This window comes from Streptomyces sp. NPDC032198 (assembly GCF_040636975.1).
Classification (GTDB): domain Bacteria; phylum Actinomycetota; class Actinomycetes; order Streptomycetales; family Streptomycetaceae; genus Streptomyces.
Genome location: NZ_JBEZVL010000007.1, coordinates 101,614 through 125,871 on the forward strand (window position 1 = coordinate 101,614; position 24,258 = coordinate 125,871).

20 protein-coding genes and 1 pseudogene are annotated in these 24,258 nt (G+C 71.2%); 8 read left to right on the top strand and 13 right to left on the bottom strand.

The window, feature by feature from the left end; all coding sequences use genetic code 11:
- Positions 1-15 precede the first annotated feature (15 nt).
- The 6 genes from AB0E78_RS19885 to AB0E78_RS19910 all read right to left on the bottom strand — a co-directional run bounded on the left by AB0E78_RS19885 (position 16) and on the right by AB0E78_RS19910 (position 8,556).
- Positions 16-3,792, bottom strand: coding sequence for a lipopolysaccharide biosynthesis protein (locus AB0E78_RS19885; protein ID WP_361834643.1), 3,777 nt, complete (start codon positions 3,790-3,792; stop codon positions 16-18).
- A gap of 151 nt (positions 3,793-3,943) precedes the next feature.
- Complete coding sequence (locus tag AB0E78_RS19890) at positions 3,944-4,744, bottom strand: polysaccharide deacetylase family protein (RefSeq protein ID WP_361833975.1); 801 nt, start codon at positions 4,742-4,744, stop codon at positions 3,944-3,946.
- A 31-nt stretch (positions 4,745-4,775) separates the two neighbouring features.
- Positions 4,776-5,807: a glycosyltransferase family 2 protein gene (locus tag AB0E78_RS19895; RefSeq protein WP_361833977.1), complete on the bottom strand. Its 1,032-nt coding sequence runs from the start codon at positions 5,805-5,807 to the stop codon at positions 4,776-4,778.
- The gene (locus AB0E78_RS19900; protein WP_361833978.1) at positions 5,804-6,640 is read right to left on the bottom strand and encodes a glycosyltransferase family 2 protein; all 837 of its coding nucleotides are present in this window, start codon (positions 6,638-6,640) and stop codon (positions 5,804-5,806) included. Before AB0E78_RS19900 ends, AB0E78_RS19895 begins: the two co-directional genes overlap by 4 nt.
- A 379-nt stretch (positions 6,641-7,019) precedes the next feature.
- The gene (locus AB0E78_RS19905) at positions 7,020-8,120 is read right to left on the bottom strand and encodes a GNAT family N-acetyltransferase (RefSeq protein WP_361833980.1); all 1,101 of its coding nucleotides are present in this window, start codon (positions 8,118-8,120) and stop codon (positions 7,020-7,022) included.
- A gap of 1 nt (position 8,121) precedes the next feature.
- On the bottom strand, positions 8,122-8,556 hold the full coding sequence (locus AB0E78_RS19910; protein WP_361833982.1) for a hypothetical protein: 435 nt from the start codon (positions 8,554-8,556) through the stop codon (positions 8,122-8,124).
- A gap of 234 nt (positions 8,557-8,790) precedes the next feature.
- Here AB0E78_RS19910 and AB0E78_RS19915 point away from each other — a divergent pair, with 234 nt between their 5' ends.
- On the top strand, positions 8,791-9,615 hold the full coding sequence (locus AB0E78_RS19915) for an SGNH/GDSL hydrolase family protein (RefSeq protein WP_361833984.1): 825 nt from the start codon (positions 8,791-8,793) through the stop codon (positions 9,613-9,615).
- Between the two features lie 20 nt (positions 9,616-9,635).
- Here AB0E78_RS19915 and AB0E78_RS19920 read toward each other — a convergent pair whose 3' ends face one another.
- Together AB0E78_RS19920 and AB0E78_RS19925 are read right to left on the bottom strand one after the other, a co-directional pair.
- Positions 9,636-11,225, bottom strand: a complete 1,590-nt coding sequence (locus AB0E78_RS19920; protein WP_361834645.1) for a serine/threonine-protein kinase — start codon at positions 11,223-11,225, stop codon at positions 9,636-9,638.
- Between the two features lie 110 nt (positions 11,226-11,335).
- Entirely contained in the window at positions 11,336-11,710 is a 375-nt protein-coding gene (locus AB0E78_RS19925) for a hypothetical protein (protein ID WP_361834700.1), read from the bottom strand.
- Between the two features lie 56 nt (positions 11,711-11,766).
- Here AB0E78_RS19925 and AB0E78_RS19930 point away from each other — a divergent pair.
- From AB0E78_RS19930 to AB0E78_RS19945, 4 genes and pseudogenes are all read left to right on the top strand, one after another.
- Positions 11,767-12,091: pseudogene (locus AB0E78_RS19930) on the top strand (sigma factor-like helix-turn-helix DNA-binding protein); the annotation flags it as partial.
- Positions 12,088-12,837, top strand: coding sequence for an anti-sigma factor (locus AB0E78_RS19935; protein WP_361833986.1), 750 nt, complete (start codon positions 12,088-12,090; stop codon positions 12,835-12,837). The pseudogene AB0E78_RS19930 and the gene AB0E78_RS19935, both read left to right, overlap by 4 nt.
- Before the next feature lie 116 nt (positions 12,838-12,953).
- Positions 12,954-13,220, top strand: coding sequence for a hypothetical protein (locus AB0E78_RS19940; protein WP_361833988.1), 267 nt, complete (start codon positions 12,954-12,956; stop codon positions 13,218-13,220).
- A 256-nt stretch (positions 13,221-13,476) separates the two neighbouring features.
- Positions 13,477-15,147: an amidohydrolase gene (locus tag AB0E78_RS19945; RefSeq protein WP_361833990.1), complete on the top strand. Its 1,671-nt coding sequence runs from the start codon at positions 13,477-13,479 to the stop codon at positions 15,145-15,147.
- Between the two features lie 15 nt (positions 15,148-15,162).
- On the opposite strand, the gene AB0E78_RS19950 is transcribed toward AB0E78_RS19945, so the two are convergent.
- The gene (locus AB0E78_RS19950; RefSeq protein ID WP_361833992.1) at positions 15,163-15,945 is read right to left on the bottom strand and encodes an ABC transporter permease; all 783 of its coding nucleotides are present in this window, start codon (positions 15,943-15,945) and stop codon (positions 15,163-15,165) included.
- A gap of 84 nt (positions 15,946-16,029) precedes the next feature.
- Complete coding sequence (locus tag AB0E78_RS19955; RefSeq protein ID WP_361833994.1) at positions 16,030-16,968, bottom strand: ATP-binding cassette domain-containing protein; 939 nt, start codon at positions 16,966-16,968, stop codon at positions 16,030-16,032.
- 62 nt (positions 16,969-17,030) lie between these two features.
- On the opposite strand from AB0E78_RS19955, the gene AB0E78_RS19960 reads away from it, so the two are divergent.
- Positions 17,031-17,741 carry a TetR/AcrR family transcriptional regulator C-terminal domain-containing protein gene (locus AB0E78_RS19960; protein WP_361833996.1) on the top strand — a complete coding sequence of 237 codons (711 nt, stop codon included), beginning with the start codon at positions 17,031-17,033 and terminating at the stop codon, positions 17,739-17,741.
- A gap of 37 nt (positions 17,742-17,778) precedes the next feature.
- Here the strand turns inward: AB0E78_RS19960 and AB0E78_RS19965 are convergent, their stop codons facing one another.
- Genes AB0E78_RS19965 through hmgA form a run of 3 tightly spaced genes read right to left on the bottom strand, consistent with a single transcriptional unit; the run spans position 17,779 to position 21,123 of the window.
- Positions 17,779-18,990: a type ISP restriction/modification enzyme gene (locus AB0E78_RS19965; RefSeq protein ID WP_361833998.1), complete on the bottom strand. Its 1,212-nt coding sequence runs from the start codon at positions 18,988-18,990 to the stop codon at positions 17,779-17,781.
- A 15-nt stretch (positions 18,991-19,005) separates the two neighbouring features.
- Positions 19,006-19,755 carry a GntR family transcriptional regulator gene (locus tag AB0E78_RS19970; RefSeq protein ID WP_361834000.1) on the bottom strand — a complete coding sequence of 250 codons (750 nt, stop codon included), beginning with the start codon at positions 19,753-19,755 and terminating at the stop codon, positions 19,006-19,008.
- 21 nt (positions 19,756-19,776) lie between these two features.
- Complete coding sequence (gene hmgA / locus AB0E78_RS19975; RefSeq protein ID WP_361834002.1) at positions 19,777-21,123, bottom strand: homogentisate 1,2-dioxygenase; 1,347 nt, start codon at positions 21,121-21,123, stop codon at positions 19,777-19,779.
- 101 nt (positions 21,124-21,224) lie between these two features.
- On the opposite strand from hmgA, the gene AB0E78_RS19980 reads away from it, so the two are divergent.
- Together AB0E78_RS19980 and AB0E78_RS19985 are read left to right on the top strand one after the other, a co-directional pair.
- Complete coding sequence (locus AB0E78_RS19980) at positions 21,225-21,857, top strand: TetR/AcrR family transcriptional regulator (RefSeq protein WP_361834004.1); 633 nt, start codon at positions 21,225-21,227, stop codon at positions 21,855-21,857.
- Positions 21,858-21,967: 110 nt separating this feature from the next.
- Positions 21,968-24,253, top strand: coding sequence for a molybdopterin-dependent oxidoreductase (locus AB0E78_RS19985; protein WP_361834005.1), 2,286 nt, complete (start codon positions 21,968-21,970; stop codon positions 24,251-24,253).
- Positions 24,254-24,258: the final 5 nt, after the last annotated feature.

Below are 24,258 nucleotides of genomic sequence, written 5' to 3' on the forward strand. Positions count from 1 at the left end.
CCGCGGCCCGGCTCGTCACGCCATCGTCAGGAACCGCTGGATCAGCGAGGCGAGCAGCACCGCTAGGAGTGGCAGCGAGAACCAGAAGCTGCTCTGCAGCCAGCGCAGCTGCCGCACGCTCGGCTCCACCGCTACCCGCACGACCTCGCGGGTGACGAGCAGCAGGACCAGGGCGATCGCCGCGAGCGCGCCGACCACCGACCAGGGGGTCCAGGTCACCTGCGGGCCGATCGGGCCCGGGGCGGCCTTTTCGACCTTGCCGTCCGGCTGCTCGCGCAGGGTGTAGAGGGTCGCGTCGTCGTTCGTGAAGACCTTCTTCAGCTCCTGGCGGTTGTCGAGGTTCGTGATCAGCCGGGTGTCCCAGGTCCTGGGGTAGCCCACGTCCATCTGGAGATAGACCGTCTGACTCTTGTTGATCATCAGATACGAGTGGGGGCCCGCGTCCTTGAGCGCCTTCACCAGGCTGGAGACCAGGACCGGGTCGGCCGGGGCGAGGGTCGGGACGTACTGGACCTTCTCCATGTCACGCGCGCCCCACGGCATCGCGGGCGTCACGTTGTTGAGCGTGTCGTCGCTCATCCACAGCAGCCGCACCGTCGGGTCGTCGTGCGCGTACACGTACTCCATGGCGGCGACCTCGCCGACCCGGGTCCGCTCGAAGGGTTCGTTGCCCCAGCGCGCCACCAGGAAGCCGCCCATCAGGACGAGACCCGCCATCAGCGCGGCGATCGGCGCCAGGCTCACCCGGTCGCGGTCCCGTTCCTTCGCGGTGATGCCCGCGCGCGGGAACAGCGCGAGACCGCCCAGGAGCGCGGCGCCCGGCAGGGCGAACATGAAGACCCGCAGTGCCATCTCGCCGCCGTACGACTGCATGCCGAAGCCGAGGAACGGGACGAAGGTCAGGACGAGCAGCGAGCGTTCCGTGTACTTGTGGTCGCGCCGCCGCCACCAGCCCCAGCAGGCGAGCGCCATGACGGTGCCGGCGAGCGCCACGCGCGCGTAGAGCACGAGTTGATGGGTCGAACTGCCGCCCTCGATGCGCCCGGACACCGACGAGGACACGTTGTCGCCGACACCGCCCATCCCGCCGAACAGCTCGTCGAAATGCCCCGACCAGTACGGTTCCGCCAGGAAGCCGACCCAGACGGCGACGAACACCGCGAACAGGATCGGCAGGCCGCGCAGCTCCGAGCGGCCCACCAGGACGAGCACGGCCAGGACGCCGAGCATCACGAACGGCGTGAGCTGGTGGGCGGGGACCGTCGCCGCGAACAGGGCGATCAGGACCCCGAGCAGCACCGCGCGCTGGCGCCGGTCCGCGGGTTCGACCTCGAGCTCGCCCGGGCGCCGCTTGGCCCACAGCACGTGCGGCGCGCGGAACCACACGAGGAGCACCGCGACGAACACCAGATAGAGCAGATACGTGAAGCCCTGCGGGGAGAAGTAGTCCTGGCCGACCCAGCCGCTCAGTGCGAAGATCCACAGCCCGGCCCACTTGGCGCGCCAGGACGCCCGCATGGAACGCACGAGCAGGAGCATCGGCGCCAGATAGAGCAGCTGCATCGCCAGCGGCCACCAGCGGATCACCTCGGTCATGTCCGAGACCCCGCACGCCTTCGCCACGAAGGTGGCCGCGGCGAAGAACCCGGGCCAGCTCCAGCGCGCGTCCAGGTCGGGCACCGCCGTGCCGGTCCTGTCGATGTACTCCATGAAGCCCAGGTGCTGCCAGGCCGTCGCGAACCGCGGCTCGTCCTCCAGGACGGCGGGCAGGGCGTGCAGGCAGATCACCGTGACGACCAGCGTCACCAGGAGCAGGGTCTTGTGCGGCCGTTCCAGCCAGAGCAGCGAGGCGAAGACGACGACGAGCAGCGCAGCCCCGACCAGGGTCGGCACGGGCAGGACGGAGATGAGCCCGAGCCCGCCCATCGTGTCCAGGTCCGCCTCGGTGATGCCCACGGTGGGCAGCCAGTAGAGGGCGAGCGCGAAGGCGAGGAGCAGCGCCATGAAGGCGGCGCGGCGGCGGGGGAGCGGTCCGGGCGCGACGACGGGCGGGGGCAGGGGCGGGGCCTGCGGCGCGGGTGCGTCGGTGCCTGGCTCCGCGGCGGGCGCCGTGACGGCCGATGACACCGAGGGCTGCATCGGCGCGGACGGCTCCGGATCCGGCTCGCGTGGCTTGGGCGGTGTTCTCAGCGCCCACGTCGGCCGGTTCTCCATGTCGTCCCCCTCGTCCCCCGTACCCGCGGCCTTTCCGGAAGCGGCCCGCTCGGAAGCCGGCTTCCCGGACGCGGTGCTCCCCGAGGCGGCTCTGCTGACCGCCGGTGTCCCGAAAGCCGGTGTCCCGGGACCCGGGCGCATGTCGGGTCTGCGCTCCGGATGCTCGAAGTCGGTCAGCACCGCGAGGTGCAGCGTGTCCGAGTCGAGCGACTCGCGCAGCGCCCAGGCGGGCCCGCGCCGCGCCTTCTTCTGACCCGGCTGACCCGGCTGACCCGGCTGACCCGGCTCGTCCGCGGGGAGCGCGGGCGGCGCGTCGGCCGTCCCCAGGTCCGCGAGATCGCCGTCCGGCGCCCCGCCGTCGGCCGGCTCCGCCGACGGCGTTCCCCGCGCCACCCGGTACAGCTTCGGCGCCGCGATCGCCACGATCACCGAGAGGCTGGAGACCTCCGCGACGCCCGCGCCCGTAAGACCCATCCGCGGCAGCAGAAGCAGTGTCAGGCCGAGCACGAGCACGCACAACAGGCCCTGCAGCCAGGCGATCCCGGACGTCCGGCTCTGGGCACGCTGCACCGCGAAGTACGTCTCCATGACGACCCGCAGCGCCGCGCCCACCGCGAACCAGCGCAGCAGCGGCGTCGCCGCGTCCGCGTACCCCTGGCCGAAGACCCGCAGGATGTAGGGCGCGCAGAGGAAGAGCAGACCGCACACCGGCAGCATGATGCGCGCCATGCGGCGCAGCGCGGCCCGGGTGTTCGCCGCGAGCCGCGCCGGGTCGTGCGCGCCCTCGACGGTCAGTGAGGCGCCCATGTTGATGGCGAGCAGGTTGACCGTGCCGCCGATCGTGGTGGTGATGTAGAAGTACGCGTTGTCGACCGAACTGACCTGCGAGGCGACGATCACCGGTACGAGATAGACCACGGCGAGCGAGAAGAGCGAGCCCGTGTAGTCGCCCGCCAGGAAGCGGCCCATCTCGCGCAGCGTCGGCGGCTGCGTCTTGTCCTGGGTCGCCTTGATGTGCCGCGGCACGAGCCGCCGGAACACCAGGAAGCCGAGCGGGATGACGGACAGGGCGATCGCGGCGACCCACGACACGAAAACGCCCGCCGTCGGGATCGCGGCGGCGATCGCGATCAGCAGGCCCAGCTTGACGACCGAGAAGATCGTGTTGCCGACCGGCACCCACAGCGCGCTGCGCAGCCCCGTGAGCACCCCGTCCTGCAGGGTGAGCAGCGACCAGGCGACGACCGCGGCGATGAAGCCGAGGCCGTTCAGCGGGCCGTGCAGGAATTTGTACGAGGGTCCCCACAGGTCCAGCGTGAACAGGAAGATCAGTGCGGCGAACGCGACGACCAGCGAACTGCCCGCGTACGTACGGAAGATGAGCCTGCCGGTGGCGCGTCCCGCGACGGGGATGAAGCGCGCGAGGGCCCCCATCAGGGTGAGCGCGGTGAGGCCCGCCAGGAACTTCATGGCGGCGATCGCCGCCGAGCCCTGGCCGACCGCCGACTCGGAGTAGTACCGGGCGGCGGCCAGCCAGAAGCCCAGGCCGAGCACGCCGGAGATGCCGGTGTTCAGCATCAGTGCGTAGGCGTTGCGGAACAGGGGACTCCCACCGCCTGATCCGCCCAGGCCGGGCAGCCGCAGTCTGCGCGGCCTGCCCGACCTGCCGGACGACGGCTGCTGTTCGGTACCGGGAGCCCCAGAGACGTCTGCCTGGGCGGTGGACGTGTCAGACACGGGTACGAGTTGCCTTCCGGCGGGCCTGTCGGACTCTGCGGATCACGGCGTACCCCTTGGTGAGGGCGGAGTCCTTGGCGAAATTACGGCCGATCGCACGGCCCTCGACGAGCCGCTCGAACTCCTCGATGCCGGTGGACCGGCGCACGGTCACCCGCTGCAGGGCATAGGGCCCCTGGGTGCGCCGCGCGAGACGGTTGCCGACCGCGAGCGACTGGGCGAACCCGGCGCCGCGCACCGTCCGGCGCACCCGGCGGCTCGAATAGCCGTACGGGAAGGCGAAGGAGGCGGGCCGGGTGCCGAGTTCGTCGGTGATGATCTCCTTGCAGCGCAGCAGTTCGAACCAGAGGTCGTCGTCGTCCAGTTGGTCGAGCTGCGGGTGCGTGTGGCTGTGACCGCCGATCTCCGTGCCCGCCGCCGCCAGTTGGCGCACCTGGTCCCAGTCGAGCATCCGGTCGAGGCCGCCCCCGGTGTCGTGCGCCCCGCGCAGCCACCCCGTGGAGACGAAGAGCGTCGACGCGAAGCCGTGCTTGGCGAGCGCGGGCAGCGCGTGCCGGTGCACGCCTTCGTAGCCGTCGTCGAAGGTGATCAGGACGGGCCTGGCCGGCAGCGCGCGGCCGGGGGTACGCCAGATCGCGGCGAGCCCGGCCGTGCTGAGCGGTGTGAACCCCCGCTCGCCGAGCAGTTCGAGCTGCTCGGTGAACGCCTTTGGAGACACGGACAACTCCCGTGTCTCCAAAGTCGGTTCATGGGCGATCGAGTGATACATCAGTATCGGCACGGGCGGGTTCATGGCGGCCCTCCTCGGCCGGTCGGTGCCGCGCTCATGCGGCAGCCCCCTCACCATCCGCGTCCTTCCCGATCTCCACGACCGAGAAGGTGGCGCCTCCCCTGCGCGCGCGGACACTCCCGAGGACGTACCCCCCGGCCGCGGTGACCACGCCCGCCACGATGGCCCCGGCGCGGCCCGCGCCGCCCGGACGGGCGAGCAGCGCGTCCCGCAGGCCGCGCCCGACACCGGCGGGCAGGACGCGCGTGGTGTACCGCCGCTCGGACTCGAGTCCCTTGCCGGCCCCGACGCTCCGGGCCACGAGCGCCTTGGAGAGCCCCTCCGCATACGTCCGCGTGCGGAAGTAGTGGAAGCGCTCCCGCGCGGCGGGGACCCGGTGGTGGATCACCGCGCGGTCGTCGATGAGCAGGACGGCGTCGGGGCGTGCCCGCGTGAGGCGGATGCACAGCTCCGTCTCCTCGCAGCCCAGCGGACGCTTGTCGCCGTCGCGCCCGATGCCGGTCGCGAAGCCCCCCGCCACCTCGAAGGCGCTACGCCGGAAGGAGGCATTGCCGCCCAGGACATTGCGCACCCGCACGCGCCCCTCGGGCAGCCCCCTGTACGTACAGCCCACGACCCAGTCGAACTCCTCGGGGAACCAGGCGGGCCTGCGCCGTGACTCCCAGACGGGCATGGTGCGCCCGCCCACCGCGAAGACCTTCGGGTCGGCGTACCCCTCGGCGAAGTGGCGCAGCCAGTCCCGCTCCGCGACGGCGTCGTCGTCGAGGAACGCGATGATCTCGCCGCTGGAGGCGGCGATCCCGGTGTTGCGGCCCGCGGAGAGGCCGCGGGGGCCCGCGTTCGCGAGCACCCGCACCCCTTCGGCCTCCTTGTACTCCTTGGTGAGCCGGTCAAGGAGCGAGGCGTTGTGATCCACCACGAGAAGCGTCTCCAGCGCCGCCAGGGACTGCGCCCGCACCGAGGAGACCGCCGCGAGGATGTCCTCCCAGCGGTCCTCGGTGTAGACGCAGATGACGACGGAGACACCCGCGACCGCGCTGCCCCCGTGGTGGCCGGGAGCGCTCAAGACACCTCTCCCTGACGCGTGGGGAAGGGACCTCCACGGGCACGGCGGCGCTGCTGCCCGCGGCGGTTGGAGCGCTCGGTGAGGATCACCTTCAGGACGCGCAGACCGTCGCGCACGGCCCTGAGATTGCTGACGCCGTGGATGCGCAGATACTCGTGGCTGGGGATCTCCTGAACCTTGAGCCCGGCCTTGACCACCCTGATGTTCATCAGGGTCTCCACCTCGAAGCCCGTGCAGTCGAGCTCTATCTTGTCCAGGCAGTGCTTCCAGAAGGCGTTGTAGCCGTAGCACAGGTCGGTGTAGCGGGCGCCGAACTTGGCGTTCACCACGGAGCAGAGCACGTGGTTGCCGAGCTTGCGGATCGGCGTCATGTCGTCCGTGGCACCGCCGTTGGCGAACCGCGAGCCCTTGGCGAAGTCCGCACCCGAGACGAGGGCGGAGACATAGCTGACGATCTCGTGCCCGTCGGCGGAGCCGTCCGCGTCGACCATCACGATGATGTCGCCGGTGCACGCCTCGAATCCGGTGATCAGGGCGTCGCCCTTGCCCTTGCCCAGCTGTCTGACGACCTTCACGTCCGGCCACAGCTCCCGGGCGACGGCCACCGTTTCGTCGGTGGAATTGCCGTCAACAAGAACGACTTCGTGAATCCATTCGGGCAGCGTCTTGAAGACGTAGGGAAGATTCTCCGCTTCATTCATGGCGGGAATCACGACACTCACCGGCGGAGTGATCGCCAGGTGGGTGGAAATCGGCCGGTAGTTGCCGGACAGCGCTTTCTTCTCCAACGGATCCGGCCCCGGTTCGGTGGCCGGGCGCACAACAGAACTCATGAGTCTTGTCCCTCTCGTCCGGTGGACCGCCCACCCCCGGGCGGTCCGGATATGTATCCGGTTCGAAAGGGGGGTTCTCACGTGAGCATGACGAAATGGATCTCCGTGCATGCCGAGTGAGCTGGCATCGCGCGGGACGTGACTCGGCATGAATTCGGTCGCCGAGCACGGCACCCCCCTACCGCGCCCCGCGTCGGCACCACCGCGACCTTGAGCCCTCCCCTAGATCGCAACGCGTGATGGACCGATGCGGGTGGATGTACGACGGTATTGATGATTGAGACCGTATGGCAAGGCCTGGAACGGGCCCTCACGTTTTTGATGATTTGGCCGATCTTGATGGGCACATATGGAGCGCACTGTTCCTTCCTGCGCCCGCTTATTCCTTCTTTCTTGATCGAATTTGGCCCATGCGTTTCAGCAGCTTGTCGGCCGGTTCGAAGAGTTCCGGACGGGACAAGACCGTGTTGCGCAGCGCCCTGACCGGAGCGCGCCGCGCCCGGTGTCCGATCGCTGCCGGATGGCGCAGAGCCACCCACCCCTCGGACACGGTGAGTTCGCGCGTCTTGAGGGAGTCCTTGTACTGCTTCTGGCCCCGCCCCAGATCGAGATAGGCGATGCCGTCGGCGGCGGCCTCCTCGGCCATGCGCAGATGCATGATCAGGCCGGGCGAGTACTTGGCGAACGCCGGGTCGTAGGCGGGGAACCACTGCGCGATCACCCGCTCGGAGCGCAGCCCGAAGTGCGCCGCGGCCGGTACGTCGTCCACGTACAGGACGGAGAGCACACCGGCGAACTGTTCGGACCTGGTATGGAAGAGCTGGCGCACGAGCTGCCTGATCCAGGCCTGCGCGAAGCGGTCGCTGCGGCCGGTCCTGCGGTACTGGGCTGACTTCCACTCCATCAGGACGCGCAGCACCTCGGGGTCGCGCTCGTCGTGCACATAGCGCACGGTGCCGCGGTCGCGCCCCAGCCTGCGCTCCTTGGCGAGTGTCGTGCGGGCGAACTTCGGCGACTTCGCCTTGAGCTGGGCGAGATAGGCCTCGTACCCCTGGTCGATGTCCATGACGGGGGAGGCGAAGGAGCCGGAGGCGCCCGCCTCGAACGGCTCCTGGCCGCCGGCCAGGTGGTCGAACTCGTACATCGCGAGCCCGCAGGCCCGCAACAGCTCCCGCGCGTCCCAGGTGAAGCCGGGCCGGTGCACCAGGCCCTGACAGTCGGAGACGCCGAGGCCGATGGCCCGGCCGATGCCGGTGATGGATCTCTGGAACGGGAAGAACGCCGCGGGCTCATCGGCCTCGCGTACGACCGCGATCCGCACCCCGCGCCGCCAGTGGCCCACCGCGAGGGTGAACTCCGGCGAGAGGAACGGATTGCCCAGCTCCGGCGCGCCGTTGAGGTGGGCCTTGGACTGCAGTGCTGTCCAGGCCACCCGGTCCGCAGCGGTGAGTTCTCCAGGGCGGTGCACGGTGATGTCCACGTCAGGAGGTCCGCCTCGTCGGGGCACGGCGGCGTCGCAGCCGCCGTGCCAGTACCAGCAGATGGATGAGCGAGCCGATCACGGTGATGGCCACGACCCCGCCGCGCGCCGACCACAGGTGGAGGGCCAGCATCGACTGGGTCACCAACAGGTTGACCGCGACGGCCCCGGAAACGGAAGCGATGATCCGGCCGCACGGATCAAGTCCCCTGAGGGCGGCCGCGATTGCCCCGCCGGGAGCGGCCAGCAGGAAGAACAGGGTGAAGGGGGCGCGCAGCGGCGAATCGACGTCCGTGAGCGCGAGCACCGCGCCGACCGCGCCCACCGCCACGGCCGTGCCCGCGAGCAGCGGCAGCGCGTCTTCCTGGCGTCTCGGCCGGTCGTCGGGCCCTCGCCCGGTGTCTGATGACGGTGCCTTGATCCCGATGGTCTGCATGGGCGACTTTGCCCCCCGAAGCGCCGGATGCCGGGCTTCAATGTCGCGCAGTCGACGGCGGCGCGTCAAGGTGCGGAGGGAGTGTGGAGATGTTCGCCGCAGGGCCCTTGAACCGCAAGGGAACTTCCTCTGTGGACAAGGGAATTGCAGGCGAACTTGTTGTCATGAACACTATCGGCGCCCTGGAGGGAGTGGTACCACAGTCGAGGCAGAAATCCTGCTAAGGGAGGTTCCATGAGATTGTCCCGAATCACGGCATACGTTTCCTCACTCCTCCTCGCCACCGCCTTCGCCCTCACCGGGGCCACAGCGGCTCAAGCGGACCAGCCCCCCGGTCAACAGGCCGCGGCCACCGGCTATGTGGCACTCGGCGACTCCTACTCCTCCGGTGTCGGAGCCGGCGGATACGACAGCGGGAGCGGCAACTGCAAGCGCACCCCGCGCGCGTACCCCGCACTCTGGGCGGCCGCCCACTCACCCTCGAGTTTCAGTTTCACGGCTTGCTCGGGCGCTCGTACGGGTGATGTCGTGGCCAACCAGCTCGGCCCGCTCGGCTCCGGGACGGGCCTGGTCAGTCTCTCCGTCGGCGGCAACGACGCCGGCTTCGCCGACGTCATGACGACCTGTGTGCTCCAGTCCGAGAGCAACTGCCTCGCACGGATCGCCCAGGCGCGCAGTTACGTCGAGACGACGCTGCCCGGCAATCTCGACAAGGTCTACTCGGCGATCAGCGCCAAGGCACCGGCCGCCGAGGTCGTCGTGCTCGGCTACCCCCGCTTCTACAAGCTCGGCGGCGGCTGCATCGCCGGCCTCTCCGAGAAGGAACGCGGCGCCATCAACAGCGCCTCCGACTTCCTCAACTCCACGACGGCCAAGCGCGCCGCCGACCACGGCTTCACCTTCGGCGATGTGACCCCCGCCTTCACCGGGCACGAGATCTGCTCGAGCGACGCGTGGCTGCACAGCGTGAACTGGACCAACATCGGCGAGTCCTACCACCCCAAAGCCGCGGGCCAGTCCGGCGGCTACCTCCCCGTGTTCAGCGCCGCCGCGTCCTGACGCACCCCGCTCGGCTCCACTCAGTCCGGCGCATAGGAGGAGGCCCCGCCCGTCGGGGTCTCCTTTTCGCATGTCACCGAGTACGCCACCGAGTTGGAGCTCGTCTTCACCGGACTGCGCACCTCGACACTGACAGAGTTCTGATACGTCGAACCCGGCTCCCCGGCGACCGTCTCCGTGTGGTGCACCTGCTTGGTCCTCCCGCCGCCGGAGGCGAAGCTGAGCGACTTCCAGCCGGGGTCGCTCGACTCGCCGGACTTGGTCACCCAGCGGTAGTCGACGGTGACCGGGACCCGCCCCACGGTGAACGTCGCCGTGAACGAAGGGGAGGTGGCCGGCGGACAGGCGCCGCTGTACTCCGTGTTCGTACCGGTGACCGAGACCTTGACGGACTGCGCAGGGTGCGTGGTCGAACCGCCGTTCCCGCCGCCGGTCTTCCCGCCCGAGCCGCCGCCCGTGGTGCCGCCGGTGGAGCCGCCGTCACTGCCGCCGTCGCCCGACCCTCCGCCGTCGCTGCCGCCCGAGGTGCTGCCGCCGTCCTTGCCGCCGTCGGAGCCACCGCTGCCGTTCCCGCCGCCGTTGCTTCCGCCGCCTTCGGACGCCCCGCTGCTGCTGCCGCCCCCGCCCCCGTCGTCGCGGTTCACCAGGGCGTACACGAGTCCGCCCAGGGCAAGCGCCAGGGCCACCAGACCCGCGGCAAGGACGAAGACCGAGCGGCGCGAGCGCTTCGGGGGGACGGTGCTCGTCGTGGTGACGAGGGGGTCCTGCGGGCCCGGCGGAGGTGGCGAGGGCAGCTGTTGTTGCTGCTGCGAGGTGACGGTCGGCATGTACGGCAGCGGCATCGGCGCCTGCGGGGTGCCGCCCGCCGCGACGAGCCGCAGCTGGTTCTCGGCATCGGCGGCGGAGATCCGCGCGGCGGGGTCCTTCCGCAGCAGCCCTTCGATGACCGGGTACAGCGGCCCCGCGTTCCGCGGCGGCGGCAGCTCCTCGTCGACGACCGCGCGCAGCGTGCTGAGCGGGGTGTCCTGCCGGAAGGGGGAACTGCCCTCCACGGCCGCGTAGAGCAGCACTCCCAGCGACCACAGATCGGACTCTGGGCCCGGCCGCCGCCCCAACGCCCGCTCCGGGGCCAGGAATTCGGGGGAGCCCACCACCTCACCCGTCATGGTGAGGGCCGAACTCCCCTCCACCATGGCGATCCCGAAGTCGGTGAGGACGACCCGCCCGTCGTTCGCGATGAGTACGTTGCCCGGCTTCACGTCGCGGTGCAGCACCCCGGCGTCATGGGCGGCGCGCAGGGCGGCGAGCACCTCGGCGCCGATGCCCGCGGCGCGCTGCGGGAGCATCGGCCCCTCCGCGTCCAGGACGTCGGACAGCGAGAGACCCCGCACGATCTCCATGACGATCCACGGGCGCCCGTCCTCGCTCGCCACGTCATAGACCGTCACCACGTTGCGGTGCGGGATCCTGGCGGCGGCCCACGCCTCGCGCTCCAGGCGGGCGTACAGCCGGTCGACGTCAGGGGCCGGGAGCCCGGCGGGCGCCCGCACCTCCTTGACCGCGACCTCGCGGCCCAGGACTTCGTCGCGGGCCCGCCAGACCGTGCCCATGCCGCCCTCGCCCAAGGGGGACAGCAGGCGGTAGCGCCCCGCGATCACACGCTCGTTCCCGCTCACGGGCGTCCCCCATCGGCAGCCGGGCGATTCTCCACAAAATTACCTCAACCGAGCGCGGTTGCCGCCCCCTTGAACACCAATCCACACCCGAGGGCGACCACGACGCAGGCGGAACCCCACGGCAGGAACCGATGCGTGGCCCGATGCAGCCACCGGGGCCCGTGGACCCGCCGCCCGGCGAGGGCCCCGACCCGCACGACGAGGAACCCGGCGGCCGTCAGCGTGACCGCGAGCCCGACCCCGTACGCCAGTACGAGCAGTAGCCCGAACCAGGCCTCGCCGAGGGCCGCGGCCCCGACGAGCACGACCAGGGCGGCCGGGCTGGGCACGAGGCCACCCGCGAAGCCGGGTGTCAGGTCATGGCGGGCCACGAGCCCGGTCAGCGTCTGCGTCCACCGGTCCGCGCCGCGCGGCAGCACGGAGGCAGGCGCCTGAGGCCGCTCCTCGCTCAGGGCCGGGCCGCCGGGGGGGGATCCGCAGGGCGGTCGACCGGGTCCGCAGCGTCCGCGCGGCGAGCGACCGCGAACGGCGCGTGGCCGAGCGGGGCGACGGGCCTGCCTTCGACGAGGTCGCCGAGGCGGTCGAGGGCCGCCTCGAGCGCGAATGGGTGCGCCGCTGCCTGCGGCGCCTCACCGACCTCCAGCGCCAGGCCGTCACCCTCGCCTACTACGACGGCTATACGTACCGGGAAGTGGCCGGGCGTCTTTCCGTGCCCCCCCGGCATCGTCAAGACGCGGATGCGGGACGGACTGCTGCGGCTGCGCGACTGCCTGGGCGCCGCAACGGGAGACGCGACATGAGCCGGGACCGCGGCCACGGCGGCCGTCGAACTCCCGCCGTCGGGCGACCGCGGCCCCTGCGGCGCGTCCACTCCCTGGCCGCCCCCTACGCCCTGGACGCCCTCGAACCCCTGGCGGGTGCGGCGGCGGTCCCGCCACCACCCGGCCTGCGCGAGCGGGTGCTCACCGCCGTACGCACGACGGAGCAGGACCCGGCGCCGAGGGCGCCCGTCACCCGGAGCGCGCCCCCTCGCTCCCACGCACTTCTCCCCGTCGGCCGCATCGGTCGCGTAGGCCCCTTCGGTCGCGTGGCCATCGCCGGTCTCACCGCTCTCGCGCTGGCGGTGACCGTGATCCTCGCCGTCCAACTGGTCCGTTCCGACGGCCGGCTCGGCCGTGAGCGTGCCGAAGCACGTGAGATCGCCCACGTCCTGGCCGCTCCGGACGCTCGCGTGGGCGGAACGGAGGACGCGTGGGGGCGCGGCATCAACGTCGTAGCGTCGGAGTCCAGGCGGCGCGCCGTGGTGACCGTCACGGGGTCCGGGGCACCACTGAAGGGCCGTGCGCACCAGCTCTGGCTGCGGCGGCCCGGCTCCGCGCCCCGCTCCCTGGGCGTCCTGGACGGCGAAACGCCGGTGATCGCCACGATCCTGAGTGCGTCCGCTACGTCACTCGCCGTGACCACCGAACCCGACGGTGGCTCAGAGGAGCCCACTTCCGCCCCTCTTGTCCAACTCGCCCTGGAATCAGTTGGATTCGGAGAGTAATCGTCAACATCCTTACGGGGTAGGTGAATCCTGTGACCGGGATACACGAGTGTCGGGACGGGGCGATAGGGTTAACCTGCCCTGGGCCGGGTGCCCTCGTACGGGTGGGGAGTGACATGGAACAGATAACGGTGCGCAGCAGGGCGCGTGTCCCTGCGATCACCTGCGGGAGCAGCGCGACCAGCTCGCGTCTCGACCGCCATCTCTCAGTGCTGGGCGGCCCCGCCGTCCCGCAGCGCGAGACGGCGGAAGCGACGCTGCTGATGCGTGAGCTGACCTCGCGGGGCGCGCACGACCGCAGTGGCCGTAGTGCACGTGTGCGGAGGGTCTCTCTCTTCGCTCCCTTGCGCAGGCTGCGTCGGTCCCTCTTTGGGGGTCGCTGACCACGGGTGGTCGGGGGTTCGGCCGCCGCTCAGCGGCGGATTGCTCCCACCCACCCGCCCCTTACCTCTCCGTACACCTCACCTGTCACACAGTTCACGTAACACCCTTGTCATGCGCACCTGTTGACGCCGCAACTTTCCGGCCCCAATGTGGCTGATTGATTGGCTGATACACCCAACCTCACCCCCGGAGGTGCGCGTGTGTGACCTGCACGATCAGCATGAGCATCAAGCACTCCCCGCGAGCGGCCCGCCCTTGAGCCGCCGCCACATCATGCAGCTCCTCGGCGCGGCCGGTGTCACCGCCGGCGTCATGACCGCCGACGCGGACCCGGCGATGGCCGCGGGCACGGACGACAGCCCCGCGGCGTACGAAGCGCCCGAAGGCCTCGCGGCCGACACCCCCGCCAAGCGCGCGGCGCTCGACTGGATCACCTCCCACGACGACCGGATCACCGGCCTGAACGCCGAGATCTGGGACAACGCCGAGCTGTCGCTCCGTGAGTGGAAGTCCTCCATCGCCGAGGCCGACTTCCTCGAACGGGCCGGATTCGACGTCAAGTTCGGCACCGCGGGCTTCCCGACGGCGTTCACCGCGACCTTCACGCACGGCAAGGGCGGCCCGGTCCTCGGCTTCAGCGGCGAGTACGACGCGCTGCCCGGCCTCTCGCAGAACAAGGGCGTGGGCCACCACGATCCGCGCGAGTACATCCACGACCCCTTCGCGCCGAGTTACGGGCCCGGCCACGGCTGCGGCCACAGCGCGCTCGGCACGGCGGCAGCCGCCGCCGCGGCGGCCGTCGCGCAGGCCGCGAAGAAGCACCGGCTGCCCGTCACCGTGAAGTTCTTCGGCTCCACGGCCGAGGAGATGCTCATCGGCAAGACGTACGCCGTCAGCAAGGGGGTGTACGACGGCCTCGACGCGTTCCTGGACTGGCATCCCTCCACGGCCAACGCGACCGGCTGGGGCAGCACCACCGCGATGACCGCCGTCACCTTCACCTTCCTCGGCGTGGCCGGGCACGGCGGCACCCCGCTCGGCAACAAGTCCGCGCTGGACGCCGCCGTGATGATGGCGACGATGTCGGAGTTCCTGCGCGAGGAGAACCTCGCGCCGAGCGGCCGGCTGCACTGGGTGATCAACAACGGCGGTGACATCCCGAACGTCACCGCCGAGATCGCAGAGATCTCGTACTACGTGCGCGAGGGAAGCCCCGCCCGCGTCCAGGTCCTCCTGGACAAGGTGATCGCGGTCTCCGAGGCGGCCGCGAAGGCGTCACAGACGACGGTCCGGCACCGCGTGACGTCGGCCTGCTGGAACCAGCTCCCGGCCAAGGCCTTCGCCGAGCTCCTGCACGCGAACATGCGGGAGATAGGCCCGCCCGAATTCCCTTCCGCGGCCCATGAGTTGGCCAAGGAGCTCCAGGAGTCACTCGGGCTGCCGCAGAAGGGCATGCACGACGAGATCGGTGAATTGAACCCGCCCAACCCGGTGTTCATGGGCGGCGGTTCGACGGACGTCGCCGACATCAGCTGGAACGTCCCCACCGTCTCGATGGGCGCCGCACTCGCCCCCATCGGCACCAAGATGCACACCTGGTCCACGGCCGCCTGCGCTGCGGCAGCCCCCGGCCAGGCCGCGGTGATCGCCGCGGCGAAGTACCTGGCGGCGACGGCGGTCGACCTGATCACGCAGCCCGAGCGCCTGAAGGCGGTCAAGGACGAGTTCAAGGAGCGTACGAAGGGCGTCAGTTGGAAGACCGCCCTGCCGGACGGCTATGAGCCGCCGATGTACGAGCCCCCGGCGTGGTTCCTGAAGAAGACCGGCCAGAAGTGGCCGCCGCCGAACATCACCTGGCCGCCGAAACGGGTGGTGTCCCAGGAGAAGTTCTCCTCGCTGGGGCCGGAACTCGCACCCCAGAAGTAGGGCGCGGCCGTACGCTCACCGTCCTCCGCGCGTGTACCGGCGGACGGCGAGCGGCACGCACACGGCGAGCAGCGCGAGCGACCAGAGGACCGACCCCGCCACGGGGTGCGCCACCGGCCAGGCGGCGTCCGCGGGCACGGGCGCGTTGCCGCACAGATCGCGCACCGCCGTGGCCACCGCGCTGATCGGATTCCACTCGGCGACGGTGCGCAGCCACCCGGGAAGCCCGTCGGCGGGGATGTACGCGTTCGAGAGCAGCGGCAGCATGAACGTCGCGCCGCCCAGCTGCCCCGCAGCCTCCTCGCTCTGCGAGACGAGCCCGAGCAGGATGCCGACCCAGGTCGTCGCGAACCGGAACAGCAGCAACAGGCCGAAGGCGGCGAGGGACTGGAGCGGTCCGCCCTCGATCCGCCAGCCCATCGCGAGGCCGACGAGCATCAGCGGCACGAGCCCCACCGCGGTGGTCAGCAGGTCGGCGGCGGCCTGCCCGAGCGGCACGGCCGAGCGGCTCATGGGCATCGTGCGGAACCGGTCCATGACGCCCCGGTGGGAGTCCTGGGCGGCGGTGAACATGCCGGTCATGATGCCGTTCGCGGCGGTCGCGACGAGCATGCCAGGGACGAGGAACGCACGGTAGTCCGCGCCGGGCATGGCGAGGGCGCTGCCGAAGACGTAGCCGAAGAAGAGCAGGAAGACGATAGGCATCGTCTGGGTCATGACGAGGATGGCGGGCGCGTGCTTGATGCGCCGCAGATGCCGGCCGAGGACGGCGGTGCCGTCGTAGAGGATGGCGCTCATGAGAACCCTTCGGGGTGTGCGCGGGGTATGCGGAGTCGGGGTGATCGGGTGGCTGGGCGGAAGAATCCGTCGTGAAGCGGCGGTCTAGGAAACGCGCGAGACGAGCCGCAGAAAGACCTCGTCGAGCGTCGGCGCCCGCAGCGTCGCGTCCACGACGGGCACCCCGGCGGCATCCAGCTCCCGTACGACACGCGGCAGCGTGAGATCCGCGTCGAGGGCGACGGCGCCGGCGGTGCGCTTCTCCTCGTCGAGGACCGGCTCGGCCCCGGTGAGCTGATCCAGGACGACCGCGGCGGCGTGCAGCGCCTGCCTCTCCGCATCAGGGGCGAGGACGACCTCGACGTAACTCCCGATCTGCGCCTTCAGCGCGCCCGGCGTACCGCGGTGCGCGGCCCGCCCGCCGTCGATCAGCACGATCTCGTCGGCGAGCTGATCGGCCTCCTCCAGATACTGCGTGGTCAGGAGCACGGTCGTCCCTTCGGCGGCCAGTTCCCGTACGGCCTCCCAGATGCCGTTGCGGCTGTGCGGATCGAGTCCGGTGGTGGGCTCGTCGAGGAAGAGCACGCGCGGCCGCACCAGAAGGCTCGCCGCGAGATCGAGCCGCCGCCGCATGCCGCCGGAGTAGGTGCGCGCGGGACGGTCGGCCGCGTCCGCGAGTCCGAACCGATCGAGCAGTTCGTCGCCCCGCGCCCGCGTAACCCGCAGCAGCCGGGCGAAGAGCCGCAGATTCTCCCGTCCCGTCAGATCCCCGTCGACGGAGGCGTACTGCCCGGTGACCCCGATGAGCCGGCGCACCGCGGCGGCCTCCCGCACCACGTCGTGCCCGGCGACGAGCGCCCTCCCGGCATCCGGTGTCCGCAGCGTGGTGAGCAGGCGCACCGCCGTCGTCTTGCCCGCCCCGTTCGGGCCGAGCAGACCGCAGACCGTGCCCTCGGGGACGGCCAGATCGAGCCCCCGCAGGGCATGGACGTCCCCGAAGTGCTTCTCCAGACCCTCACTAAGTACAGCGTACGTAGAAGTCATGCCCGCACGGTACCTCACTACGTACGCTGTACGTAACTAAGATGGGGTCGAGGTGATGATCAATGGCGGGCCGAGCGGCCGAACCGGAAGTGATCTGGGCGCGCCCCGAGCGTGCGGGCCGAGGCCCGAAGCCCGCGTACAGCAGGGCGGACATCGCGGCGGCGGCCGTCCGCATCGCCGACGCGGACGGCATCGACGCGGTCTCCATGCGCAGGGTCGCGGGCGAGCTGGGCTGCGGCACCATGTCGCTCTACAACTACGTGCCGCGCAAAGAGGACCTCTACGAGCTGATGGTCGACGCGGTGAGCGGCGAGTACGTGCTGGCGGAGGGGCCGGCCGGCAGTGACTGGCGCGCGGAGATGCTGGCGCTCGGCCGCCAGACGCGCGACCTCATGCGACGCCACCCGTGGCTGCCCCGGATCATGTCGGCGCTCTACGGCTTCAGCCCGAACGCCCTGCGCTACCTGGAGCACTGCCTCGGCGCCCTGGAGGGTCTCGACGCGCCCTACGGCACCAAGGCGGAACTCATCGGCATGGTCAACGGCTCGGTCATGACGTACGTCTCCAGCGAGCTCGCCATGGCGGAGCGCGCGCGGGCACTGCCCTGGTCGGAGGAGAGGGAACAGCAGGCGAGGTACGCGTATCTCGCCGGGCAGGTGGCCACCGGGGCCTACCCGCGGCTCGCGGAGGCGCTCAAGGAGACGCCCGCGCCGGGCGACGCGGACGAGCTCTTCGACCGGATGCTGAACCGGCTCCTGGACTCGTTCGCCTGAGTGACGCGGGGCGGGCTCAGGGCGGGGTGAAACCGGCTCAGAGCAAGGCGAACTGGCCGCCCGGGCCTTCCTCGTGGTGGTCGAGGACCGATGCCGGGCGCCTGGCGGTGTCGGGGACGGGGAGCACGCCTGCTTGGTGCAGGGCGCCCGTCGAGATGCCGGGGTCCGCCGACGTGGTCAGTGACGTGGCCAATTCCGTGTGCAGCGGGCGCAGTTCCGCGAGGAGGGCCAGCACCGTGATGAGTTCCAGTAGTTCGGACGTCCAGGTCTGGGGCCACTCCGCGGGCCGGATCGCCTCCAGGGAGCCCGCCTCGCCCGCCGCCGTCCGCCGCTCGAACCACAGCTCGATGACCCGCACTCCGCTCACCTCGAAGTCCCATGCCTCCCGCGGCACCGGCGAGATGCGGCCCGCGTCCACGCACAGGGCCTCCTCCTCGGGGTCGTACGACACCTCGGCGGGGCGGGCGGGGAGCGGTGCCCGTACGTAGGGCCGGCGCCCGCCCGGAAGCTTCGGCCGGGTGCCGTCGCCGCGGGCTTGGAGCGCGAGAACGCGGCGCCCGAGCTCCGTGCCCCGCGCCCAGATCCCGGCGTCGGACGTCAGCGGCACCCGGCAGCCGCCGGGGGACGCCTCCGCGACGGCGAGCGTCCAGGCGGCCAGGTCACCGGTGCCGACGTCCTGGCCCAGCGCCGAGGAGAGATGGTCGAGCAGTCCGGGAGCAACGTTGGGTTCGAGCCCGCCCGGGCGGCGGAACAACGGCCGGATGCGCCCAGGGCGCCCGGCGGGGGAGCGGCCGTCCGGCAGCACGGCGGAGGCAAGGACCGCGGGGCCCGTGGAGCCGGTGACGTACCCCTGCTCGACGAGGAACAGCTGGCCCTCGCCCGCGACCCGCCACAGCTCCGGCCGTGCGGTGTCGATGAGCCGGTGGTCCGGGATCAGCCACTGCTCGTCGAAGGGGCCGTGCAGGACGCGCACCGGATCGGGGCAGGCGCCCGAAGCGGCGGCCAGCGGGACCGTCGCGCCCTGGTGGCCGGGCAGTTGGGAGACCGCGGTGTGCAGGGTGCGCGAGCGCGAGGGGGAGAACAGCCTCTCGCGCTCAGCCGGATCCGCCCGTACGAACGCGGCCCAACGGGCCCTGAGCGTCGCGGCGTCCGGCCCCATCGGCCACCCGCGGCCCGGCCGGAGCGGCGCGACGGACCACGGCATCAGGTCGCCGAGCAGCGGCGCTTCGTCGTGCGTCACGCCCGGCATCGTACGTCGGGACCCTTACGTCGCGTCGAGGGTGACCGTGAAGGAGAAGCGGTCGCCGCGGTAGTGGATGCGCGCCACGTCCAGGGCGCGGCCGTCCTCGTCGTACGTGATGCCCGTGTAGTGCAGGATCGGGCTGAGCAGCGGCACTTCGAGGAGGCGGGCCGTCTCCGGGTCGGCGAGCGTGGCCTCGACGGTGTCGGTGATGCGGCTGATGCGGACGCCCACCACATCGCGCAGGACCTTCGTCATGGGCCAGCGCGCCAGGTCGTCGAGTTCGACGCGGTCCGCGAGCTCGGGACGTATGAAGTTATGGGCGTGATTGGTCGGTTCGCCCGTCTTCTCGTCGCTGCGCAGCCGGTGGTACGTCGCCACCTCGGTGAGGTCCGGGAAGTGCTCGGTGAGTTCGCCCGGGACCGGGGCCGTGCCGTGTGCCAGCAGCTGCGTGCTCATGCCCGACTGCTGGGCCACGATCGCGTCGACCGAGCCGAGCAGCCGGACCGGTGAGCCGCGCTGGGCGCTGGGCTCGATGAACGTGCCGCGCCGCCGGTGCCGGGTGATCAGGCCCTCGTCCTCCAGCTCCTTGAGCGCCTGCCGCATGGTCAGGACGCTCACGCCGTAGTGCCCCGCCAGCTGCTCCTCGGTGGGCAGCCGGAGCGGGGCATCGGGCGTGCGGCCGAGTATCGAGGCACGCAGGGACTGCGACACCTGATACCAGAGCGGCAGCTTGCGATTCAGGACGATCGAGTCCGGGGCGAAAGCGGTCACGGTCTCTCCGAATCAGCTCGATCAGTTTCGAAAATGGCGCTCCAGACCCTCCCACACATCGTCGTATCCGCGCTGCAGATGGGAGGCCTGAGCTGCTTGTTCGGTCGCCGTCACCGGCCAGCGTGTCTCGAACATGAAGGCAAGCCCGTCGTCGATCTTCTGCGGCTTCAGCTCGGCGGCCGACGCCTTGTCGAAGGTGTCGCGGTCGGGGCCGTGCGCCGACATCATGTTGTGCAGCGAGCCGCCGCCCGGCACGAAGCCCTCCGCCTTCGCGTCGTACGCGCCCTCGATGAGACCCATGTACTCGCTCATCACGTTCCGGTGGAAGTACGGCGGCCGGAAGGTGTCCTCGCCGACCAGCCAGCGCGGCGCGAAGACCACGAAGTCGACGCCCGCCAGGCCCGGGGTGTCGGACGGCGAGGTGAGGACCGTGAAGATGGACGGGTCCGGGTGGTCGTAGCTGATGGTGCCGATGACGTTGAAGCGGCGCAGGTCGTACACGTACGGGACGTGGTTGCCGTGCCAGGCGACGACGTCGAGCGGCGAGTGATCATAAGTCGCCTGCCACAGGTTGCCGCAGAACTTGTTCACCACCTCCACCGGACGGTCGTCGTCCTCGTACGCGGCGACCGGGGCCCTGAAGTCCCGGGCGTTGGCCAGGCCGTTCGCGCCGATCGGGCCCAGATCGGGGAGCTGGAAGACCGCGCCGTAGTTCTCGCACACATAGCCGCGGGCGGTCCCGTCCAGGAGCTCCACGCGGAAGCGCACCCCGCGCGGGATCAGCGCCACCTCGCCCGGCTCGGCGCGCAGCAGGCCGAACTCGGTGCGCAGGAGCAGGCCGCCCCGCTCGGGTACGACGAGGAGTTCGCCGTCCGCGTCGCTGAACACCCGGTCCGTCATGGAGGAGTTGGCGTGGTAGAGGTGCACGGCCATGCCGGTGCGCTGGGTGGCGTCTCCGTTGCCGCCCAGCGTCCACAGGCCCGCGAGGAAGTCCGTGCCGGGCGCGGGCTCGGGGAGCGGGTTCCAGCGCAGGCGGTTGGGGTCGGCGTCCTGGGTGAACGGCGCCGTGCGGATCGTGCCGTTGTCGACGCGGGTGAACGCGGGGTGCGCGGCCGAGGGGCGGATGCGGTAGAGCCACGAGCGGCGGTTGTGCGCGCGGGGCTCGGTGAAGGCGGTGCCGCTCAGCTGCTCCGCGTACAGCCCGAGGGGAGCGCGCTGGGGTGAGTTGCGGCCGTGCGGCAGGGCGCCGGGCACGGCTTCGGAGCTGTGTTCGTTGCCGAAGCCGGAGAGGTACGTCAGTGCCTCAGCCGTCTTGCGCGGGTCGTTCGCGTCACCACGGCTTGCGTCGCTGGTGTATTCCCGGCTCATCATCGCTCCCTCGTCAACGATTCCTATGGCACACCGTAGGATTCACGTTTTCCTTCCGCAAGGGGATCCATGGATGTGAACAATGCTCTACTCTCCCGGGGGTGCCCCACCGTGATCAGCGCAAGCCCCCGCCGCCCCCGAAAACCCTGCGCCGCGTGCCCGTGCAGGAGCGCAGCGCCGAGCGGCTGACCCGCATCCTCGACGCCTGCGCCGACCTCCTGGACGAGGTCGGCTATGAGGAGCTGAGCACCCGCGCCGTCGCCGCCCGCGCGGGTGTACCGATCGGTTCCGTCTATCGCTTCTTCGGCAACAAGCGCGCCATGGCGGACGCCCTGGCCCACCGCAACCTCGACGCGTACGGGGAGCGCGTGGCGGCGCGCATGGCCGGTGTGGAGCGCGGGGACTGGCGCGGCGCCGTCGACGCGGCCTTCGACGAGTACCTCGCCATGAAGCGCAGCGTCCCCGGCTTCGGCCTGGTCGACTTCGGCATCCCCTCGGCCCCCGACGCGATGCCCGACGCCAACTCGGACGTCGCCGAGCGGGTGGCGGGGCTGCTCGCCGCCCACCTCGACCGGCCGCTCGACAAGAAGCTGCGCCGGACGGTCCTCGTCGGCGTCGAGGCGGTGGACGCCGTCCTGCAACTCGCCTTCCGCGCACACCCGTCGGGCGATCCCGACCTCATCGACGAGACGCGGACCCTGCTGCACTCCTATTTCGCGGGTTCGCTGGACTGAGCCGGGCCCGCGGGTTTGCGACCTCGGTCCCTCAGGGGCCTGACGCCATGCATACCGGTCGGTATGGTGAGGGCGCACGTGCGACGCCGCCGCCGCCCTGGAGGGTCTCCATGCCCAGCACCGCCCTGCGTATCTGCCCGCTCTGCGAAGCCACCTGCGGGCTCACGCTCACCATCGAAGGGACCGCCGAAGGTGCGCGCGTGACCGGTGCGCGCGGGGACCGGGACGACGTGTTCAGCCGCGGCTTCATCTGCCCCAAAGGTGCCTCCTTCGGAGAGGCCGACTCCGACCCCGACCGTCTCAAGACCGCCCTCGTACGCAAGGACGGCGTACTCCAGGAGGCAAGCTGGGACGAGGCGTTCGACGCCGTCGCCGCCGGGCTCCGCCCGCTGATCGAGCGGTACGGGCCGCAGGCGATCGGCGTGGTGCTCGGCAACCCGAACGTGCACACCATGGCGGGCGGCCTCTACCCACCCGTGCTCCTCGGCTCGCTCGGCACCCGCAACGTCTTCACCGCGAGCACTGTCGACCAGATGCCCAAGCACGTCTCCAGCGGGCTCCTCTTCGGTGACGCGTTCGCCATTCCCGTGCCCGACCTGGACCGCACCGACCATCTGCTCCTGCTCGGCGCCAACCCCCTGGACTCCAACGGCAGTCTGTGCACCGCCCCCGACTTCCCCGGCAAGCTGAAGGCGCTGCGCGCCCGCGGCGGCACCCTCACCGTCGTCGACCCGCGCCGCACCCGCACCGCGAAGCTCGCCGACCGTTACCTCGCGATCCGGCCCGGCACGGACGCGCTGCTGCTCGCGGCCATGGTCCAGGTCCTCTTCGAGGAGAAGCTCACCGACCTCGGCGCACTCGTGGACCAGGTGGAGGGCGTCGAGGACGTGCGCGAGGCCGTACGCCACTTCACGCCCGACGCCGTGTCCGCGGCCTGCGACGTGCCCGCCGACACCATCCGCGCCCTCGCCCGCGACCTCGCGGCGGCGCCCACCGCCGCCGTCTACGCCCGCGTGGGCGCCAGCACCGTCGCGTACGGCACGCTCACCAACTGGCTGGTCGACGTGCTGAACGTGCTGACCGGCAACCTCGACCGGCCGGGCGGCGCCCTGTTCCCGCTCTCGGCCACCGACCGCGCGCCCCGCCCGGCGGGCCCCGGCAAGGGGTTCGCCCTCGGCCGCTGGCACAGCCGCGTGAGCGGGCACCCCGAGGCCAAGGGCGAACTGCCGATCGCCGCGCTCGCCGAGGAGATCGACACCCCGGGCGACGGGGCGATCCGCGCGGTCGTCGCCGTCGCGGCCAACCCGGTCCTCTCGGCGCCCGACGGCGACCGCCTCGACAAGGCCCTTGCCTCGCTCGACTTCATGGTGAGCGTCGACCCGTATCTGAACGAGACCTCCCGCCACGCCCACGTGGTCCTGCCGCCGCCCCCGCCCTCGCAGAGCGCCCACTTCGACTTCGTCTTCAACGGATTCGCCGTACGCAACCAGGTCCGCTACACCCGCGCCGCGCTGCCCCTGGCGGCCGGCAGGATGCCCGAGACGGAGATCCTCGCCCGGCTCGTGCTGGCGGCGAGCGGGATGCACGGCGCCGATCCGGCGGCCGTCGACGCGATGGTCGTCGACAAGACCCTCGGCAAGGCCGTCACCGAGGCGCACTCGCCCGCGTACGGACGTGACCCCAAGGAACTGTCCGCCCTCCTCACCGGCGAGAGCGGGCCCGAGCGGCGGCTCGACCTGATGCTGCGCCTGGGCCCCTACGGCGACGGATTCGGCGGGCGCGGCGACGGCACGGACGGCCTCACCCTCGACCGGCTCCTCGCCCACCCGCACGGCATCGACCTCGGGCCGCTGGAGTCCCGCCTCCCGCAGGTCCTCAGGACCCGCAGCGGACGCGTGGAGCTCCTCCCGGGGCCGATCGCGGACGACCTGCCCCGCCTGACGAACGCGCTGCGTGCCGCCCCGGACGGGCTCGTCCTCGTGGGCCGCCGTCATCTGCGCTCCAACAACAGCTGGATGCACAACGTGCGCACCCTCACCGGCGGCTCCAACCGCTGCACCCTGCACGTCCACCCCGAGGACGCCGCCCGCATCGGCCTGGAGAACGGCGGCCACGCGCGCGTGGAGGCCGCCGGCGGTGAACTGACCGTCCCCGTGGAGGTGACCGACACCGTGCGCCCCGGAGTCGTCAGCCTGCCGCACGGCTGGGGCCACGACCGCCCCGGCACCCGCCTGTCCGTCGCGGCCGAGAACCCCGGGGCCAATGTGAACCAGCTCCTGGACGGCACGCTCCTCGACCCGCTCTCCGGGACGTCCGTCCTCAACGGCTTCCCGGTGTCCGTCACTGCCCTTGTGCCAGCACCCGTACCGGCGGCTGTTCCGGAAGCAACTCGTTGACCAGG

What these genes read in the sequence shown, in the direction of transcription:
- AB0E78_RS19885 (WP_361834643.1), bottom strand. Translation starts at nt 3,792, where the DNA reads ATGCTGAACACCGGCATCTCCGGCGTGCTCGGCCTGGGCTTCTGGCTG.
- AB0E78_RS19890 (WP_361833975.1), bottom strand. Translation starts at nt 4,744, where the DNA reads ATGAACCCGCCCGTGCCGATACTGATGTATCACTCGATCGCCCATGAA.
- AB0E78_RS19900 (WP_361833978.1), bottom strand. Translation starts at nt 6,640, where the DNA reads ATGAGTTCTGTTGTGCGCCCGGCCACCGAACCGGGGCCGGATCCGTTG.
- AB0E78_RS19910 (WP_361833982.1), bottom strand. Translation starts at nt 8,556, where the DNA reads ATGCAGACCATCGGGATCAAGGCACCGTCATCAGACACCGGGCGAGGG.
- AB0E78_RS19915 (WP_361833984.1), top strand. Translation starts at nt 8,791, where the DNA reads ATGAGATTGTCCCGAATCACGGCATACGTTTCCTCACTCCTCCTCGCC.
- AB0E78_RS19920 (WP_361834645.1), bottom strand. Translation starts at nt 11,225, where the DNA reads ATGGGCACGGTCTGGCGGGCCCGCGACGAAGTCCTGGGCCGCGAGGTC.
- AB0E78_RS19935 (WP_361833986.1), top strand. Translation starts at nt 12,088, where the DNA reads ATGAGCCGGGACCGCGGCCACGGCGGCCGTCGAACTCCCGCCGTCGGG.
- AB0E78_RS19940 (WP_361833988.1), top strand. Translation starts at nt 12,954, where the DNA reads ATGGAACAGATAACGGTGCGCAGCAGGGCGCGTGTCCCTGCGATCACC.
- AB0E78_RS19950 (WP_361833992.1), bottom strand. Translation starts at nt 15,945, where the DNA reads ATGAGCGCCATCCTCTACGACGGCACCGCCGTCCTCGGCCGGCATCTG.
- AB0E78_RS19955 (WP_361833994.1), bottom strand. Translation starts at nt 16,968, where the DNA reads ATGACTTCTACGTACGCTGTACTTAGTGAGGGTCTGGAGAAGCACTTC.
- AB0E78_RS19960 (WP_361833996.1), top strand. Translation starts at nt 17,031, where the DNA reads ATGGCGGGCCGAGCGGCCGAACCGGAAGTGATCTGGGCGCGCCCCGAG.
- AB0E78_RS19965 (WP_361833998.1), bottom strand. Translation starts at nt 18,990, where the DNA reads ATGCCGGGCGTGACGCACGACGAAGCGCCGCTGCTCGGCGACCTGATG.
- hmgA (WP_361834002.1), bottom strand. Translation starts at nt 21,123, where the DNA reads ATGAGCCGGGAATACACCAGCGACGCAAGCCGTGGTGACGCGAACGAC.
- AB0E78_RS19985 (WP_361834005.1), top strand. Translation starts at nt 21,968, where the DNA reads ATGCCCAGCACCGCCCTGCGTATCTGCCCGCTCTGCGAAGCCACCTGC.